Below are 16,816 nucleotides of genomic sequence, written 5' to 3'. Positions count from 1 at the left end.
TCGCTAGGAATCAGCATAACAACCCCATTTAACTTTCCTTAACTCAACAACATCTTTTCAAGCATCGCTTTCAAATAATCCTTATCCTGCATAAACAGAATATTTTTGGCTTGATAAACGGTTTCATCATATTGATGGGTTAAATTTTCCCTTTCGGTAATGGAAAGAATAAAGGCATTGAGCTGAATCGCTAAGCCGTTTTCTTTTTGTAGATTTTTGATTTCTTCTGCTAAGCCGAATTTGGGATCATCAATACCCATATGCAAAATGCCTTTGGGGTCAATCAGGCTGAGCCATTGCTTGCCCATTTCCCGATCCACCAGCCAGAGCAAAAAGTCGGGGTAAAAATTGCCTGCCAGTGCAAAGCCTAAGCCTTTGTTTTTATTGGCAGCGTTGCGGAGTAGATACAATTCTTTTTCGCCGATCCATTGTTTCAGGCTGCCTGAATCGTGGGCGGTTTGCAGATCTTGCACAAAACGGATTTCGCTGGTTTGGTTCATATCCATTGGCTTCATGGTAAACGGCAAGGTTTCGGCATTTGCTAGCGTCATAATGGGGTAGTACAAATGCGGTTCAAAGCAAATGGCGGTGATATTGGGGGCTTGCCAGTTGAGGGCTTGTTTTAATTGACCATTTTTAATGGCGTTTTCCAACTGTTTTAATTTATTTGCGTATGCTTCACGCTCCTCATTATTGTCTTTATCAAAGGCAAAATGATAGTGGTTTTGCAAGGCTGGGTGATTTTCGTTCACCTCCACCACTTCATAAAACTGCCCTTCATACAAGCCTTTGAGGGTTTGGTAAAAGCGTTGCATATAAAGTTTCAGCAGTTCAATCAGAATATTTTGCTGTTTTTCAATATCAGCATAACAATGAACGCTGAGTGCCTCTTTCGGAATATACAGGCGATACCAGCCCTCCGTTCGGGCAAAATCTTGAATGCCTTTCTTATGGATTTGCAGATTCCACCACGAGCGTTGCCATTTGTATTCCCACAAAGTGAGATAGATTTTTTCCCAATCAAAGGCGGTAAACAGGCGTTGATCCAGCTTGTGGTGTTCCCGTTTATCTATTGGCGTGCTGTCGCCTTTGGTGCGATACATTTCGATTTTTGGGTATAAATCCAACTCAATATGCAGGCGTTTGGCTTTGCCTTGATAGCATTCAGGCAGCCTGAAAAATTCAATGCCTTTTTGTTGGCGTTTAAAGCCCATTTTTTGGTTGTCTTTATAGCCGTCTTTTAATTGCAAGGTTTTTAAGGTGCGTTGTGGCAAATGAGCACGCACTTTAAAATCAATAGTCAGCACTTCATCAGGCGGGGTAATTCCCTCTTCTTTAAGGTATTTTTTAAACTCCTCCATATAGCCTGCGGCGATGCCGAAAATATTCAGCGTTTCTAATTTTTCCAGAAATACGCCTTGAGGGCGTTCATTTTCTTGGCTACGTTTTAACGAATAGCCTTGCCCTTTGAGCCGCACGCCTCGCCCAAACAATTGGATAATTTGGCTACCCTCGCTTTTGCCCATATTGAGCAAGCCCATTGTGGACACTCGCCAGCTCGACCAGCCTTCGGTGAATTTTTTTGAGCCAATCAGCAAATGAATATCGCTGTCTTTGTGGTTAATCTTCCGAAATAAAGAGGGTGAAAAATCATTCTGTACGGTATCAAAATCCCTTTGCGTTTCGGCAGTTTTGGCAAACCCTTTGGCATCGCCAATATTAATCACACCAAAAGCAGGGGCATTGCCTACCGATAATGCCAATTCGCCTTCTGCGTTTTTATTGTTTAATAAGGCAACCTGCAAACGTCCGTCAATGGCAGTATTGAAGACTTTTTGTAAAATATCGTTATACAACTCGGCTTCTTTGCCTAAAAAATCCATTAATGGCACAAATTGCCCTTGAAAAATATTGTCCCCTTTTGCATTGGTTAATACAGCGGTATCGCTGAGTAATTGGTTCAGACGGCGTTCAATGGTTGTACGGTCGTTTAAAAAATGTGCCAAAAATTGCAGGATTTTTAAAATATCGCTGTCATCATCAGCGACTTTATTGCCCACAAACACCCACAGCGGTTTTTCAATTTGAAAAGAGGCAATCGCTTTTTGATGACGTTCAAATAAGTACAACTGTTGATAAAATACCAATAAGCAAGCGGTTAAATACATCTCGCCATGTGGGGCATAATCTTCATCACGCAAATTGAGGATTTGGCTTTCTTTGCCATAACCATCGGCGTAAAAATATTTGTAGGAATAATCAAACAACACGGCTTTGGCATACACTTCCAGCATCGCCGATTGTTTGATTTCTTGCAATGCCAACACATCGGGCTGTAATTGTGCCAATTGATGTTCATCTAAACCTTTTAGGCTTTTTTTGCCAAACAGAATGCCCGCTTGCTTTTTTTGCCATTCGATTATTTGTTCTTTCACGGTTTTGCCCTTGCTCACCGCCTGCCCAAAGGTGGCGGAATATTCAAAGGCAAAACCATTGCCAATCAGCTGTTCACGGCGTTTTAGCCACGCATCGCCTGATGTGCCGCGGTGTCCCTCGTCCACCAACACCAAATTGCTGCCTGAAAAACTTTCCACTGCCACCGTTTTATCGCCGTGTTTATCTGCCAATTTATTGATGTCGATCACCTGAATGGCTTCATATAATTCCCCTTGATTGGGGGATTTATTTTTATCAAATAAAGCAGCGGAAAAATTGGACTGCTCCAATTCCTGCAAATGTTGCTGGCTTAAGCCCTCATTGGGGGTAAGCAAAATAATTTGATCGATTTTATTAGGGCAATAATGCTGATATTGCAAAATATTAACGTGCATCAGCAAGGTTTTGCCTGAACCTGTGGCATTCCAAAAGGCTATTTTGTTTAAATCTTCCGCTTGATAATCGGATAAGTCCAAATGATCGTTTTCTTGCTTATAGCTTGCCAACGTTTGATTTAAGCCCGCCAGCATTGCCTCTGTGCGATGAACAAACCAATCCAAATAAATCTCAGTAAACAACAGCGATAAATATTGGAAATATTTCATCTGCAATTGATGACCGCTGGCTTGATTACGTTTTTCAGTGATGGTTTGCCAATGTTTGACAATATTTAAATCATAACGGCGAAAATCTTCCTCGCTGATTTTTTTAGAAAAAACGTCTTTCAAGGCTTCAAAAAAAAGCGTTTGCCCCTCATTATTTAAGCCGATTAAGTCGTTATCCTTTAAAGCCTTTTTTAAATCCTCAAAACTGTTTTGCCCCAAAAGCGATAAAATCCAGCGATTTAAAATTAAATGGGCGTGAAAAGTGCGGTGTTTTTTCTCCGTAGTTTTTTTCTGTTTTGCCATTTATTCCCCCTTTTGTGCAAACATTAGGCGTAAAAATTCAGGCTCAATCGCTCGCAGGCTTAAACGGCTTTCTGTGCCATCTTCGTTTTGCCAAAGGCTTGCCATATCGTGATCGCCGTTGAGATAAACCACATCATATTGATCGCTATTGGGGTTAATATTTTGTGCATTAAAGCATTGTGCCACTTCGGCATAGCCCATTTTTTCGACATCACGCCACACAATCAGGCAACGTTCGCCATTCGGCAATGCTCCCTCCACCATCACATAACCCCGTTTTTCTCGTTCATCGGTAATGCCCTGCACACGAAGTCCGAGCAGATAGTTAAAGGTTTCCACCAAGTCAATATTGGTTTTTGCATAAGCCCCTGCGGAATCAGTGGCAATGTTGAGGCAATAATCAAAGGGGTGGGTAAAATCCTCACTGTTTAAGAGCGAGCCTTTGCTTTCCACGTCTAATAAATAACGCAATAAATAATCTTCTTGCACGCTTTCAGGCAGCCCACCAATAAAATCCGCTTGCCCTTTGAGTTCGAGATTATTGAGGGTGTCTTCATAGCTTTCGAGTTTTAAAACTTTAACGATTTGCAACACGCCATTAAAGCCATCTGACTGTTTTTCAGACGGCATAGGCTTGCCGTCTTTCCAGTTTTCGCTGTAAATCACTTTTTGCACACGCGGTTTAAGCACGGTGTCAAAATATTCGCCTTGTTCCACAAGAATATATTTGCGGTTACCACCGTCTTCACGGTTCAGATTAATCACCGCGTGGGCGGTTGTGCCTGAGCCTGCGAAGTAGTCCATAACCAAAGAATGAGACGCTCTTGCAATCGCCTTTAAAAAATATTGAGATGCTTTAATTGGTTTAGGGTTAGGAAAGTTAATCCCTAAATTTTTTAACAAGTCATCATCACTACCACCCATGCTATAAATAGATGGAACATTTTCAGTCAAATTTTCTTTTAATAAATATTTTCTATTTGGCTGTGTTGTTTCGTCTTTACCAAACAAAATTAGCCCTTTTTCCAACAATTCAGCCATTGTATCAGGTGGATTTCTCCAGCCTCTCGCAGGTACTGGACAAGGTTTTCTAGTAACTGGGTGTATCAATGGAATAAAATATTCTTCTGGTGCTTCTGATTTATTAGGCCAAGCCATTGAGACAGGACGATAAACATCACCATTATCATCAATAAATTTATAAGCCCTTTCTCCACCACTAAAATCTTTTTGTTTTTTCATCCATTCGGAAAATTCTTTTCTTGCCTTTTCTGAAATACCGTATTTTTTAACCAATTTTTCTGCTTGGTTTAATATTTTTTCCGCATTTTCTTTATCTCTAGAAAAAGCATTTTCATTATTTAAAAATGATTTTTCTTTTACAGCTAAATGCACATATTCATGTTGAACGCTTAACTCTTTTGCATCTCCTTTTGGATTTTTCTTATCCCAAACCAATTTCCCCAAATCATTTTCACCAAAGAAAATTTTTATCAATCCTTCTAAAGTGAAATGCTCATTTTCATCAATATGACACGCAAAAAATCCTTCATAATTTAATAAAGGAATGCATTTTTCTAAACGGCTTTCCATCATTGCCAGCCAAGTGGATGTTGGATAACCGTCTTTATAAATAAACTTGCCTTTGGCTCTATCGTCTTCAGTGTTATACGGCGGATCAATATAGATACATTTCACCTGTTCCCGATAACGGGCTTGTAAAAGATTCAGAGCTTGGAAGTTGTCGGAATGAATTAAAACGCCGTCTGTGTTTGCGTCTAAATCCCATTCTTCAGAAAGCAGGGTGAGCAGTTTTTGCTGATAGCGGGGCGGATAAAGCGAGGTATCCACCACTAAGTGCGGTTGATTTTGTTGCAGTTTTTCTAGATTGTGTTCAGCAAGGTTACCCCCCCCCCCGAGCATTCTAACACATTGAAATTAAATAGATTTTTCCAAGCATTTTGTTGAACTGGGTTGGCGAGGGTTTCAGCTAGCATTTCGGTTGGAATGCGATCGAGGGTGATGAGGTAATGGCTTTGGGCGACAAATTTTTTCTTCAACCAAAGTTTTTTCTGAAAGTTTTCCAGTTGGGCTAAAAAGTCGATGATATCGTGGGCAATTTCTCGCAATACTTGGATTTGACGCAGGCTGTTTTCGATTTGAGCAAAGCTGTCGGCGTGCTGAATATTATCTAGGTGCATCACTTCGTTTTTGATGTAGAAATCCAATTCACGGCGTAAAAATCCGCCTAAATCTTTGTGGATAAAATAATCCGCACTGTTTTTTTGTGTGTAATCGCTGAGGTGTTTTCCTAGTAATGTGCGGTTGGAATTATTGGCAGTCGGTGCTTTTTCCCAAACGGCTTGCCAATCGGTGGGAATGAGGCGTTTTAGGGCTTCAATGGTGCGGGTGTTTTCTTGCTCTTGTTTGTCACCTTTTTTCTCCGTTGGGCGGTATTCAAAGCGGATTTCTAGGGTGTTGCCGTCTTCGCTTTGTGCCAATGTTTCGATTTGCTCTTCATTGTATTCGCCGTTTTCGTCTTGCTTTTCAATTATTCTTGTTTCTGCTAATGCAAATAAACGTTTGGCTTCATTGTCTTTGCGATTGTCTTTGGCGGTGTCGGCAGCAATCAGGCGGAAAAACACTTCTTTGCCGTCTGACAGTTTAAAACGGTAATTGCTAAAATTTTCGCCTGATTTGGTGTAGTACTGATCTTTATTTGCCCAGTGTAATAGCACTTCTTCGCCACTGTAGGGAATGGCATAGGTGTCGCCTTTGTAACGGCGTTGGCTGATAAAATCGCCTTCGTCATAGTAGCGAGAAAAGAAAGTGTATAAATGCGAAAAAATCGCCGCTTCACTTTGGCTACCCGCTTGTTGGGCTTGGGCGATTTGTGCTTGCAGTTGTTGCACTTTAGGCGAGGCATCAGGCTCTACCCCTAAGGCTTGAGCCTGTTTTTCAGCTTCTTTTAGCTCACTTTGCCATTGTGCCATTTGCCCTTGATTGGCTTGACTGAGGGATTGGCGGATTTTTTGCGGCAGTTTGTGGTTCAAATAATCGTTTATTTGATCGGCCCTGCTGTTTAAGATTCGGTAAATACCAAAATCCAAATCCGCACGGTCGGTTTGGAAGATTTCTTTCAGTTTTTGAGTAAGTTGGGGGAGATGGTGCATTTTTGCCTCTCTAATGAGTTTTAGTTATTTAAGTGAAAATAGTAATTGTAATTTAGGTAATAGATTACTCAACGATACATTGATAATCCACCTATTCTATTTATTTTTCACCAAAGTTTATATAGTATCTCAGATCAAACTTTATAGATAACAATATTTTAGCAAGAATGAACAGCACCACATATCACCAACTACAAATTTTCCACGCCATTGCCCAAGAGGGGAGCATTAATTCAGCAGCGAGGAAACTGGGGATTACCAGCCCTTCCGTAAGCCAAGCCTTGAAGCTGTTGGAGCAATCAATGGATATGCCGTTGTTTTGGCGTAGCACAAGGCGGGTTCAGCTCACGGAGGTTGGAGCGAGGTTGCTCACACAAACCGAGCCGTTAATGCGGGAATTGGATAGCCGTTTGGAGCAGTTTCTCGGCGAAGAACACGCGCCATCGGGTTTGGTGCGGATTACCCTTTCTCGCTTTGCTTACCGTTTGATTTTGCAAGATCATTTGGCGGAATTTCACCGCCGTTATCCGCATATTTGCTTGGACATTTCCGTGTATGACGGCACGGTGGATTTGGTGGCACAAGGCTTTGATTTAGGTATTCGTTTTGGCGATAAAATCGATGAAAATATGGTAGCACGCCAGCTTCTGCCGGCCTTTCAAGAGGGGCTATATGTTTCAGACAGCTATCTGAAACAATACGGTATGCCGAGCCGTGAAAACCTGCACCAACACCGCTTAATTGGCTATCGTTTTATCACTACTGGGCAGATTTTGCCGCTGATTTTGGAACACGAGGGCGAAAGCGTGAGTGTGGAAATGCCCACGCCGATGATTTGTAACGACATCGACACCATCGCAGATGGCGTGCGTGCAGGATTAGGCATTGGGCGTTTATTCACCCCGATTTATCAACAACTCCCCGACAAAGCTAACTTTATCCCCGTGTTGCAAGACCATTGGCGAACCTATCCGCCTGTATATGTGTATTACCCACAAGCCAGCCAAAAAATAAAGCGTGTGGCGGCGGTGATTGCGTTTTTGCAAGAGCATATCCACACTAAAAATAATATTCTCTTTCCTCGCGTGTTGAATGAGCAGTAATCTTATTGCACCTTATTCCCCTAAGGTGCCAATTCGATTTCCACACGAAAACCTTTTTCGCCGCGAAAATTCTCCTGATTTTGATACCGCACTTTGTAATGATGAAGTTCGGCGATGCGTTGCACAATGGATAGCCCTAAGCCACTGCCCTTTTCATTTTGCCCTACGGGGCGATAGAAGCGTTGTCCGAGTTTATTTAACGTTTCATCGGGTACACCGCCGCCATTGTCTTCTATTCTGAGCTGAGTTTTCATTAGAATGATGTTGATCTCGCTCCCTTTGGCACAGTAGGCGATCCCGTTGTCGATCACATTGCGTAGCATTAGCGACAGTAACAACGGCTCGCCCTGTTGCGTTGCGGGTTGAGCGAGTTGCTCAAAATTTAGGGTGATGCCCGCTTTTTCTGCTTGAAAATATCGCTCGGCGATGAGTGAGCGGATCAGCTTATCCCACTGAATTTGTTGTAGATTTTCCAGTTGATTGAGATTATCCAAACGAGATAAGGTCAAAAGCTGTTCCACCAACTGGCTCGCACGGTCAATGCCTCGCGTCAGGTTTTGCAAGGCTTGTTCTCGCATTGGCTGATCCTCACCTGCCATTTGAGCGATTTCAGTTTGGATACGCAAGGCGGTTAAAGGGCTACGCAATTCGTGTGCCGCATCAGCAGTGAAACGGCGTTCACGCAATAAACTTGTTGCGGTTCGGGTAAAAAACTGATTCAGGCTTTCCACTAACGGCAAAATTTCCGTTGGGATTAACCGCGTGTCTAAGGGATGAGCTTCATCGGGGCGACGCTCACTCACTTGTTGGCTCACCTGTCGCAGCACCGCCAGCTCTCGGCTAATCGTCCAAATTATCACGCCTAACAACAGGGGCAAGCTGGCGAACCAAATCCACATTTGCCCCAGTACCATTTTTTCAATCAGGGCTTGGCGATATTTGAGTTCCTGCCCCACCGCGACCATCAAATTTCCCTCTGTAATAGGTAGCCAGAAAATTCGCCATTGGTCACTATCCCCTTGTAGCGGGGCGTTATCAAAACCTCTTTTGGGATCATAAAGAAAATGGGGCTGTCCTAGATAACAACTAAAAAATCTATTTAGGTTAGAATGAACCAATGAGAAAAAGTCGTCTAAGTCAGCACAAACAAAATAAACTCATTGAGCTATTTGTTGCAGGTGTTACTGCAAGGACAGCAGCAGAGTTAGTCAATGTAAACAAAACGACTGCCGCATATTACTTTCATCGTTTACGCCAACTCATCTATCAAAACAGCCTTCACTTAGAGATGTTTGAAGGTGAAATTGAAGCCGATGAAAGTTATTTTGGCGGTGCTCGCAAAGGCAAACGTGGTCGTGGTGCGGCAGGGAAAATTGCGGTATTCGGGCTTCTCAAGCGCAATGGCAAGGTTTATACCGTTGCGGTTCCAAATACGCAATCTGCCACCTTGTTACCCATTATTCGGGAGCAGGTAAAGCCTGATAGTATTGTTTACACCGATAATTATCGTAGTTATGACGTGCTTGATGTGAGTGAATTTAGTCATTTTCGTATCAATCACAGCACACATTTTGCTGAAAATCATAACCACATTAACGGAATTGAGAATTTTTGGAGCCAAGCAAAACGCCATTTACGAAAATTTAATGGTATCCCAAAAGCGCATTTTGAGCTTTATTTAAAGGAATGTGAATGGCGTTTTAATTACAGCAACATAAAAAGTCAAATTTCTATTTTAAAACAATTGGTTAAAGGGAGTTTAGTCTAGTTATCTAGGACAGCCCCAAGAAAATTATTGCCGTTTTCGCCATCGCTGAGCAACATTTCGCCATCACGGGTAAAAATCGCAAACGCCAGTGCGTTATCATCGTGATTTTTCCGCTTTCTAAAGTGCGGTCGTTTTTTGAGGTGATTTTTCCATTCGGGCGGATTGCGGTCAATTAACATTGTGCGAAGATCGGAAGAAGCCAGCCGTTTCGCAAATAAAATCTGTTGCATATCAAAGACTTCATTCACTTGGCTACGCACTGCCGACCACGCAATCGCGGTGGAAATACCCCAAATCGCAATGGCAAGCAATGAGAGAATGAGGATAAGGCGTATGCGTAAACTACGAGCTGGCATTGTCGTCCTCAAGCGTTCCTAAGGCATAGCCTACGCCGTGAACCGTGCGGATAAAGGGCTTACCGAGTTTTTGGCGGAGGTTATAAATATGCACTTCTAGGGCGTTACTGCTCACTTCATCGTTCCAACTGTACAATTTTTCCTCGATAAAAGAACGCGTTAGCACCCGCTCTTTGTTGTGCATTAGCAGTTCTAATAATTTGTATTCCGTGCCAGTGAGGGCAACGGGTTGCCCGCGTAAAAAGGCTTGATGTTGGCTTAAATCAAGGCTGACCGCACTGTGCTGAAGCAGGGATTGCGTTTGCCCGTAACGGCGGCGAATTAAGGCTTGCAAGCGTGCCACCACTTCGCTCAGTGCAAAGGGTTTGACGAGGTAATCGTCCGCCCCAAGTTGCAAACCTTCGACCCGCTCTTCTAGACTGCCGCGTGCGGTCAAAATTAACACTGGAACATCGTGGCTCTGCTTACGCCATTGTTGCAACAGGGCTAGCCCGTCTTTCTTCGGCAAGGTGAGATCCAGCACCACCGCATCATAAGGGGCGGCGTTCACCGCGTGCATTCCCGTTTCGCCATCACGAAACCAATCCACGCTGAAACCTGATTTGCTTAATCCAATATTCAGCCCGTCGCCGATTAAAGGATCGTCTTCAATGAGTAAAATTCGCATTATTTTTTGACCGCACTTTTATGTTTAACTGAGATCCAACCCCATTTGCCAGAAATCAATTTCCATTCGCGTCGCGGTGGTGAAAATCTGTTGGAGCTGTTGAGTTTGCTTCTCCGATAAGCCTTCATATAAGCCATTTAGCATCGCCGTGAAGTCCGCTGCGGCTTGTTGAAAGTCTGCTGCCCCGTAGGTGTCGATCCATTTTTGATAAGGATTATTCGGTGTGGGCGGCTGCTGACTTAAATGTTTTCCAATTTCCGCATACCCTAACATACAAGGGGCAAGGGCGGTGTAAAGCTCCGCCAAACCGCCTTTTACACCACAATCTAACACATAGCGGGTATAAGCCACGCAAGCGGTCGATTCTGGCACATTTTGCAAGGCTTGCTCAGAAATGCCCCAATCACGACAAAATTCAATGTGCAACTGAATTTCTTTCAACAGCAAATCGTTCGCTTGGTGTGCAACGTGAATTTCTGCAAAATTATCCGCTTTAAAAATGCCGAGCGACAATGCACGGCTGTATTGGAAAAGGTAAAGATAATCCTGTTGCAAATAGTGCTGAAAACTTTTTGTCGCCAATGTGCCGTTGTTCAACTGTTGCACGAATGCGTGGCGAATGTAATTATCCCAATAGGGTTGGCTATTTTCAATGAGGTGAGAAACAGTAAGCATTTGATTTTCCTTATATAAATGAAAAGAATGTTGCCATTTCGCCTCACCCACTACATAAACCCAATGAGGGAAATGCCTCATTGAGTTTAACTGAAAAAACAAATTTGTAAAATGAGATTAATTCTCACCCTGAATTTTCACAATATGATGCACTTCTAGCTCCAACTTATTGTCTGATTTATCCACTTCAGCAAAAATTTTCACTTCATCATTTGGCTTGATGATTTGCCCTTTCCACGCACGATGTTTCACTTCAATTTCCGTTTCACCACTGTTATCACGGAAAAGAAAATCGTTTTTGCTCAACTGTTTCACAATTTTCCCTTGTAATACCACTTGCTGATCGTCTTTCCACTCCCCTTTCTGCGAAATCAAACTAGCGAGTTGATTGGCATCAAAAGAGGGCATTGCCTTTTTCTGCGTTTGCGGATTGCTCGGATCAACAAACCCACCACGCATTCTCTCGCCGCGTGATTTTTTATGATGATGCTTCCCTTGGTGCTTTTCCCCTTTTTGTATCGTTGGGGAATTTTCTGTTGTCTGTGCCACCGAATTTTCCGCATTTGCCGCAAAACTCGCCATTGATAATAGTAAAATTGTTGCTAAACTAAATTTTTGGGGCTGTCCTAGATAACAACTAAAAAATCTATTTAGGTTAGAATGAACCAATGAGAAAAAGTCGTCTAAGTCAGCACAAACAAAATAAACTCATTGAGCTATTTGTTGCAGGTGTTACTGCAAGGACAGCAGCAGAGTTAGTCAATGTAAACAAAACGACTGCCGCATATTACTTTCATCGTTTATGCCAACTCATCTATCAAAACAGCCTTCACTTAGAGATGTTTGAAGGTGAAATTGAAGCCGATGAAAGTTATTTTGGCGGTGCTCGCAAAGGCAAACGTGGTCGTGGTGCGGCAGGGAAAATTGCGGTATTCGGGCTTCTCAAGCGCAATGGCAAGGTTTATACCGTTGCGGTTCCAAATACGCAATCTGCCACCTTGTTACCCATTATTCGGGAGCAGGTAAAGCCTGATAGTATTGTTTACACCGATAATTATCGTAGTTATGACGTGCTTGATGTGAGTGAATTTAGTCATTTTCGTATCAATCACAGCACACATTTTGCTGAAAATCATAACCACATTAACGGAATTGAGAATTTTTGGAGCCAAGCAAAACGCCATTTACGAAAATTTAATGGTATCCCAAAAGCGCATTTTGAGCTTTATTTAAAGGAATGTGAATGGCGTTTTAATTACAGCAACATAAAAAGTCAAATTTCTATTTTAAAACAATTGGTTAAAGGGAGTTTAGTCTAGTTATCTAGGACAGCCCCAAATTTTTTCATTGTTTATACTCCTTAATAAAAGACAAGACGGGTGTCTTGTTGGAAGCATTAAAACAAAGAAATATTAAGAGAATCTTAAGAGAGAGAAAATTACTCATCTCCCTCTTATATTTTATGAGGATTTTTATGATAAATGATCTACCAATAACCTGTAGGTTATCGTTACTTTAATTTTTGTTTTTATAAAGACTATCCACCAATTTAGAAGGTAATAATTGCTGATGCTGATGAAAATTAACACCAATTTGATAAGAACCAAAACCAGTTAAATGATCTTGATCAGCATAAACTACTTTATCTTCTTTATAATAATATTGTGGTAAATAAGGAACAATATCTACCCAATGCACATTAGGAATATCCTTAATAATAGAAAATATTTTTTGATTACTTTCTTGAATATTTCCCATATGAATAATTGGAGGTAAATAATTACTTAATCCTAAATATTTAACTCTAAAATATCTTAATGGCGAATAGCTCAATGCTGGAATATTACTAAAAATATAAACTTGCTTATCTTTCGACAAATCTCTAATAAAACGTTCAAATTTGGTATAAAAATCTTTTACTATAAAATCTTTTGGATTTGAACGAGGGACAGGATAATCTCCTGAATACAGATCATAGAAAAAGCTAATAAAAACTATTGGATAATCTTTCACTTCCTCATATACACAATTATGACCTTGTTCATCAACTTCAAAAGTAATTTCGCAAGATGGATTTTTCTTTTCAATATATTTAAAAATTGAAGCACGGCAATGCTCTTTATCACCTATATAATTTAAAAAATCTTTTAAGTGCCAAGAATGCGAGTCTCCAATAACAATGATTTTACTTTCCAGCTTTTTATTAGACTGCTGAATAATATCAGCATTAAATGTTTTTTCCCAATTTCTCAGACTATTTCTAATACAATAGTTTGAAGCAATTAGCAGCAAAGATGGTATAAGGTAAATGAATAAAAATGATTTTTTAAAACTTATTTGAGAATATCTGATAGGCTTTTCGATAAAAAGATACCCTAAAATAGACAATAAAAGAATTAAAGTCATTTGGATAATAATCATAAAAATATGTTGTGCTTTATCACCTAAAATATAGTGAAAAGACGTAATTATTACCCAATGCCATAGATATAAAGAATATGATAATAAACCAATTTTTACAATAAATGCATTACTTAAAACTCTCTTAACAAAAGAACTTGATACAGAAAAGTAAATAATACCCGCAGTACTTAAGCAAGGTAATAAAAGCATAACACCTAGTATATACGGCATATTATCCGAATATAGAAAGAAACAGCTAATAAGAATAACAAGAAAGGTTAAAGATAAAAAATCGCTCCGTCTTGAGTAACTTTGATTTAGTTCATTTGACTTTTTAAATAAAATTGTATAGGGGGGGGTAAGAAAGACAACCCTGAACCAATTAATAACTCAAAAAACCGTAACTGTGATAAATAATAAATATTAATGTATTTTGTATAATAGCTATCCGGTATAAAAGTTAATCCTAAACTTAATAGAAATAAAACAAAAGTTAAATAAAAAAATATCTTTTTATTTCTAAAAAGTTTGTATCCAAAAATAAGAAAAAGAGGAAATATAAGATAATATTGCTCTTCTACAGATAATGACCAAATATGTAAAATAGGATTACTATTCGCATCTAGATCAAAATATCCTTGCTTTTTAGCAAAAAATATATTGGCCGAGAAAAAAGTGGAAAATTCGATACCTTTTCTTAGAGTATTAAAATCTTGATATGTAAAAATCAATGTTCCAATCAACGAAGAAAAAAACATAACCGAAATAAAAATAGGAAAAATTCTTTTTATTCGACGGTTATAAAAATCCTTATAAGAGAACTGATTATTCTCTATATCAGTAACAATAATCTTGGTAATTAAATATCCTGAAATAACAAAAAAAACATCAACACCTAAAAAGCCACCTAGCAACCAGTGATGATTAAAATGGAAAAGGATCACAGAAATAACAGCAATCGCCCGTAAGCCATCTATCTCTGGTCGATATTTAATCTTTGACATAAATGATACAACCTCATATAAAATTTAACGATAAAATCTCAGTATATTAAATTATATTCGCTTTCTTGAAAAAAGCACAATACGCCGCTACCTTTTTCTCAAAAGCCAAAGGATAAGCCCTTGAAGTAGAGGGTAAACGATATAAATTTAACGTAAAATTGGGGTAGGGATAAGGAATAAAGCTGTTGGTTTTCGGCTCTTTAACCTTTTCAGGTAACAAAGAAAGCAAAATTTCTGTGGCTTTTCCGCCGGTGGTAAAAATCCAATGGCAATGTGGTACTTGGGGTAACACTTCCGATAAATTCACAGTTTCCACCACTTTTAAGAATTTATCAGAAGCATTATCTTGCAGTCTGATCGCTTTACGCACCGTTGGGCAAAGAGCGATACCTCGCTCCCAAAGAAATTGTTTGATCCGTTCGGCATCAAACCGTTTTTCATTTGGCACTTGGAAGTAATCCGCACGCCCGAAAAATACTGCCCCATAGACCCGCCACATATCATTTTGAAAATTAGGATAATGAAATGCCATACAACGCTTTTCTTCTTTTGGCGGGAAACTTCCCATCATCATTACCGTGGCGTGCGGCGGCAAAATAGCGGGGAACGGGTGCGTTTCAATTTGTTGGCTCATTGTTTTTCCTTATTTTGCAACCTTTAATTGTTGATACAAATAATTGCGATAACCCGCCAATAATCGCACATCTTGGCAATCTTGCAGTTTTCCACCGCTGAGCTTACGCATTGCAATATTCGCTTGCATAAATTCGTCAGCTTGTAGCCCAGCAATCTCCAAAAGCAAACCGCCCGCTTGGGCAAGATCGAGGAAATCTTGCTGTTGTTTAAAGTCATTTTGCAAATTGCTACGCACCACCAACTGCGTAATATAGTTAGGATTTGGATAATCAAATTGATAAGCTGGCTGTGCACCGTTAATGGAAATTTGATGATCGCCAAAGTACGCTAAAACATAAGGCTTGTGGCGATTTTTCATATACTGATTAAATTCTTCCATCACCTCATTCAATTTAACGATACGTTGAATATAATCATTCAGCTCACCTGTTCCCTTTTGGGTAAAACCTTGATTTTGCAAATTAAAAATGTTGCCCACATCGTGATAAGGCCCGTGTTCACGCATTGTAAGAACATAAACAAATAAAGGCTGATTTACCTTTTCAAGTGCAGGAATACCTTCTTTTTGCAAAATTTTCTGCACATATTGGCTCATTTCATCGCTACCAATCGTCCACAAATTTTTGCTTAATGGTGCAGGATAACCTAACTCTTGCGGCTGCAACATTAGATCAAAACCAAGATGATCATAGGCGGGCTTGGCGTTGTAATTTCCTTTGGTAAAAGGCGATAACGCGACGCAATAATAGCCCTGCGCTTTTAAATTTTGGATAAAACTATACTGCAAATGTGGCACAACGGAATAAAACACCGCATTCGCCATTGCGCCAAAATCCGTTGAAGGTAGCCCCGATAAGAAAGCAAATTCCGATTTCCAGGTTGCACCACCTAAAGTATGCACACGCAAATGGCTGTTAAACTTGGTATCAGCCTGATTTTCATACATTGTAATTGGCGGAATATCAGCGCTTTCAAATACAAAGCTATGCCGATTTAGGGTGGATTCCTGCAACCATACGACAATGTCAGGTTTCTCGTTTTCTGCGCTGAGTGGATAGTCGGGAACATGTTGTTTTTGCTGTAAAAAATAATTTGCATCGCCCTCAAATACTGGGGGCTTAAAAAATACGCCACGGCAAGACATTGGTAGGTTTAAAAACACATCTCGCCCATCATCAGGCAAGGAATCAAGCCATTGCTTAATGGCCGATTTATTTTTGTTGTAATGACAAATGGAAAAAATTGTGAAAAAAAGCACCGCACTTGCTAAAAGTCGCCATTCACCGCTGATTACCTCCGCCGAACTCCAGCCCATCACGGCATAGACCAACAAGCCAATCAGCCCAGCAATGGCAAAAATCGCTGAGCGATAATGTAATAAAGTTTCCCAATTCCGCCAATCGAAAACCAAAAAGAAATCCGACACCAAGAGCTGTTGTTTATAAAAATGTATTTTCAGACGATGGAAAAGCATCAGCACCACAAACAGCACCGCAGCAAAATTCAGCCCACGCTGCCACTGCCCTGTAATGCTAAACATCAAACTAAAAAACAACACAAACTGCGCAATCGCAAAGAAATACGTCCAGCGGTAATGGGAATTGATAATAAAAATTACCACGGCGAGGGTGAAAAGTGCTAATAAAATATACTCCATAATGACCATTTCATAAAAAAACCGCACTTC

14 protein-coding genes and 1 pseudogene are annotated in these 16,816 nt (G+C 40.4%); 3 read left to right on the top strand and 12 right to left on the bottom strand.

The window, feature by feature from the left end:
• Positions 1 to 38: 38 nt before the first annotated feature.
• The 3 genes from DXZ23_RS10165 to DXZ23_RS15950 are packed head-to-tail and all read right to left on the bottom strand — an operon-like array spanning position 39 to position 6,517.
• The gene (locus tag DXZ23_RS10165; RefSeq protein ID WP_017805931.1) at positions 39 to 3,344 is read right to left on the bottom strand and encodes a DEAD/DEAH box helicase family protein; all 3,306 of its coding nucleotides are present in this window, start codon (positions 3,342 to 3,344) and stop codon (positions 39 to 41) included.
• Positions 3,345 to 5,267: a site-specific DNA-methyltransferase gene (locus DXZ23_RS15955; RefSeq protein WP_256593715.1), complete on the bottom strand. Its 1,923-nt coding sequence runs from the start codon at positions 5,265 to 5,267 to the stop codon at positions 3,345 to 3,347.
• Positions 5,228 to 6,517 carry a restriction endonuclease subunit M gene (locus tag DXZ23_RS15950; protein ID WP_256593714.1) on the bottom strand — a complete coding sequence of 430 codons (1,290 nt, stop codon included), beginning with the start codon at positions 6,515 to 6,517 and terminating at the stop codon, positions 5,228 to 5,230. Before DXZ23_RS15950 ends, DXZ23_RS15955 begins: the two co-directional genes overlap by 40 nt.
• 167 nt (positions 6,518 to 6,684) lie before the next feature.
• Between DXZ23_RS15950 and DXZ23_RS10155 the strand changes: the two genes are divergently transcribed.
• Positions 6,685 to 7,620 (top strand): LysR family transcriptional regulator, encoded by a 936-nt coding sequence (locus tag DXZ23_RS10155; RefSeq protein WP_035695528.1) that lies wholly within the window; start codon positions 6,685 to 6,687, stop codon positions 7,618 to 7,620.
• Between the two features lie 20 nt (positions 7,621 to 7,640).
• On the opposite strand, the pseudogene DXZ23_RS10150 reads toward DXZ23_RS10155, so the two are convergent.
• Positions 7,641 to 8,687, bottom strand: a pseudogene (locus DXZ23_RS10150) (ATP-binding protein); the annotation flags it as partial.
• A 50-nt stretch (positions 8,688 to 8,737) separates the two neighbouring features.
• On the opposite strand from DXZ23_RS10150, the gene DXZ23_RS10145 reads away from it, so the two are divergent.
• A complete protein-coding gene (locus DXZ23_RS10145) occupies positions 8,738 to 9,388 on the top strand; it encodes an IS1595-like element ISHpa1 family transposase (RefSeq protein ID WP_017805306.1) in 651 nt (216 codons plus the stop codon).
• Here DXZ23_RS10145 and DXZ23_RS10140 read toward each other — a convergent pair.
• From DXZ23_RS10140 to DXZ23_RS10125, 4 genes are all read right to left on the bottom strand, one after another.
• Complete coding sequence (locus DXZ23_RS10140; RefSeq protein ID WP_017806099.1) at positions 9,385 to 9,744, bottom strand: hypothetical protein; 360 nt, start codon at positions 9,742 to 9,744, stop codon at positions 9,385 to 9,387. The two genes, DXZ23_RS10145 and DXZ23_RS10140, sit on opposite strands and share 4 nt — an antisense overlap.
• Positions 9,731 to 10,411 carry a response regulator gene (locus tag DXZ23_RS10135; protein ID WP_017805928.1) on the bottom strand — a complete coding sequence of 227 codons (681 nt, stop codon included), beginning with the start codon at positions 10,409 to 10,411 and terminating at the stop codon, positions 9,731 to 9,733. Before DXZ23_RS10135 ends, DXZ23_RS10140 begins: the two co-directional genes overlap by 14 nt.
• 24 nt (positions 10,412 to 10,435) lie before the next feature.
• The gene (gene tenA / locus DXZ23_RS10130; protein WP_017805927.1) at positions 10,436 to 11,086 is read right to left on the bottom strand and encodes a thiaminase II; all 651 of its coding nucleotides are present in this window, start codon (positions 11,084 to 11,086) and stop codon (positions 10,436 to 10,438) included.
• A 117-nt stretch (positions 11,087 to 11,203) separates the two neighbouring features.
• Entirely contained in the window at positions 11,204 to 11,755 is a 552-nt protein-coding gene (locus tag DXZ23_RS10125) for a YgiW/YdeI family stress tolerance OB fold protein (RefSeq protein ID WP_256593713.1), read from the bottom strand.
• Here DXZ23_RS10125 and DXZ23_RS10120 point away from each other — a divergent pair.
• Entirely contained in the window at positions 11,755 to 12,405 is a 651-nt protein-coding gene (locus DXZ23_RS10120) for an IS1595-like element ISHpa1 family transposase (RefSeq protein ID WP_017805439.1), read from the top strand. The genes DXZ23_RS10125 and DXZ23_RS10120 overlap by 1 nt on opposite strands.
• 196 nt (positions 12,406 to 12,601) lie before the next feature.
• Here DXZ23_RS10120 and DXZ23_RS10115 read toward each other — a convergent pair whose 3' ends face one another.
• The 4 genes from DXZ23_RS10115 to DXZ23_RS10100 all read right to left on the bottom strand — a co-directional run bounded on the left by DXZ23_RS10115 (position 12,602) and on the right by DXZ23_RS10100 (position 16,789).
• Positions 12,602 to 13,699, bottom strand: coding sequence for an acyltransferase family protein (locus tag DXZ23_RS10115; protein ID WP_051052675.1), 1,098 nt, complete (start codon positions 13,697 to 13,699; stop codon positions 12,602 to 12,604).
• A 107-nt stretch (positions 13,700 to 13,806) separates the two neighbouring features.
• Positions 13,807 to 14,493 (bottom strand): acyltransferase family protein, encoded by a 687-nt coding sequence (locus DXZ23_RS10110; protein ID WP_021723531.1) that lies wholly within the window; start codon positions 14,491 to 14,493, stop codon positions 13,807 to 13,809.
• A 46-nt stretch (positions 14,494 to 14,539) separates the two neighbouring features.
• Complete coding sequence (locus DXZ23_RS10105) at positions 14,540 to 15,127, bottom strand: uracil-DNA glycosylase (protein WP_021723532.1); 588 nt, start codon at positions 15,125 to 15,127, stop codon at positions 14,540 to 14,542.
• 9 nt (positions 15,128 to 15,136) lie between these two features.
• Complete coding sequence (locus tag DXZ23_RS10100; protein ID WP_026138501.1) at positions 15,137 to 16,789, bottom strand: LTA synthase family protein; 1,653 nt, start codon at positions 16,787 to 16,789, stop codon at positions 15,137 to 15,139.
• Positions 16,790 to 16,816 lie beyond the last annotated feature (27 nt).

This window comes from Avibacterium paragallinarum (assembly GCF_900450705.1).
In the GTDB taxonomy this organism is placed as follows: domain Bacteria; phylum Pseudomonadota; class Gammaproteobacteria; order Enterobacterales; family Pasteurellaceae; genus Avibacterium; species Avibacterium paragallinarum.
Note: the sequence above shows the minus strand (reverse complement) of the source record. Positions and strands in the feature narration are given on the sequence as shown.

What these genes read in the sequence shown, in the direction of transcription:
- DXZ23_RS15950 (WP_256593714.1), bottom strand. Translation starts at nt 6,517, where the DNA reads ATGCACCATCTCCCCCAACTTACTCAAAAACTGAAAGAAATCTTCCAA.
- DXZ23_RS10140 (WP_017806099.1), bottom strand. Translation starts at nt 9,744, where the DNA reads ATGCCAGCTCGTAGTTTACGCATACGCCTTATCCTCATTCTCTCATTG.
- DXZ23_RS10105 (WP_021723532.1), bottom strand. Translation starts at nt 15,127, where the DNA reads ATGAGCCAACAAATTGAAACGCACCCGTTCCCCGCTATTTTGCCGCCG.
- DXZ23_RS10110 (WP_021723531.1), bottom strand. Translation starts at nt 14,493, where the DNA reads ATGTCAAAGATTAAATATCGACCAGAGATAGATGGCTTACGGGCGATT.
- DXZ23_RS10165 (WP_017805931.1), bottom strand. Translation starts at nt 3,344, where the DNA reads ATGGCAAAACAGAAAAAAACTACGGAGAAAAAACACCGCACTTTTCAC.
- DXZ23_RS10115 (WP_051052675.1), bottom strand. Translation starts at nt 13,699, where the DNA reads ATGCTTTTATTACCTTGCTTAAGTACTGCGGGTATTATTTACTTTTCT.
- DXZ23_RS10145 (WP_017805306.1), top strand. Translation starts at nt 8,738, where the DNA reads ATGAGAAAAAGTCGTCTAAGTCAGCACAAACAAAATAAACTCATTGAG.
- DXZ23_RS15955 (WP_256593715.1), bottom strand. Translation starts at nt 5,267, where the DNA reads ATGCTCGGGGGGGGGGGTAACCTTGCTGAACACAATCTAGAAAAACTG.
- tenA (WP_017805927.1), bottom strand. Translation starts at nt 11,086, where the DNA reads ATGCTTACTGTTTCTCACCTCATTGAAAATAGCCAACCCTATTGGGAT.
- DXZ23_RS10135 (WP_017805928.1), bottom strand. Translation starts at nt 10,411, where the DNA reads ATGCGAATTTTACTCATTGAAGACGATCCTTTAATCGGCGACGGGCTG.
- DXZ23_RS10120 (WP_017805439.1), top strand. Translation starts at nt 11,755, where the DNA reads ATGAGAAAAAGTCGTCTAAGTCAGCACAAACAAAATAAACTCATTGAG.
- DXZ23_RS10155 (WP_035695528.1), top strand. Translation starts at nt 6,685, where the DNA reads ATGAACAGCACCACATATCACCAACTACAAATTTTCCACGCCATTGCC.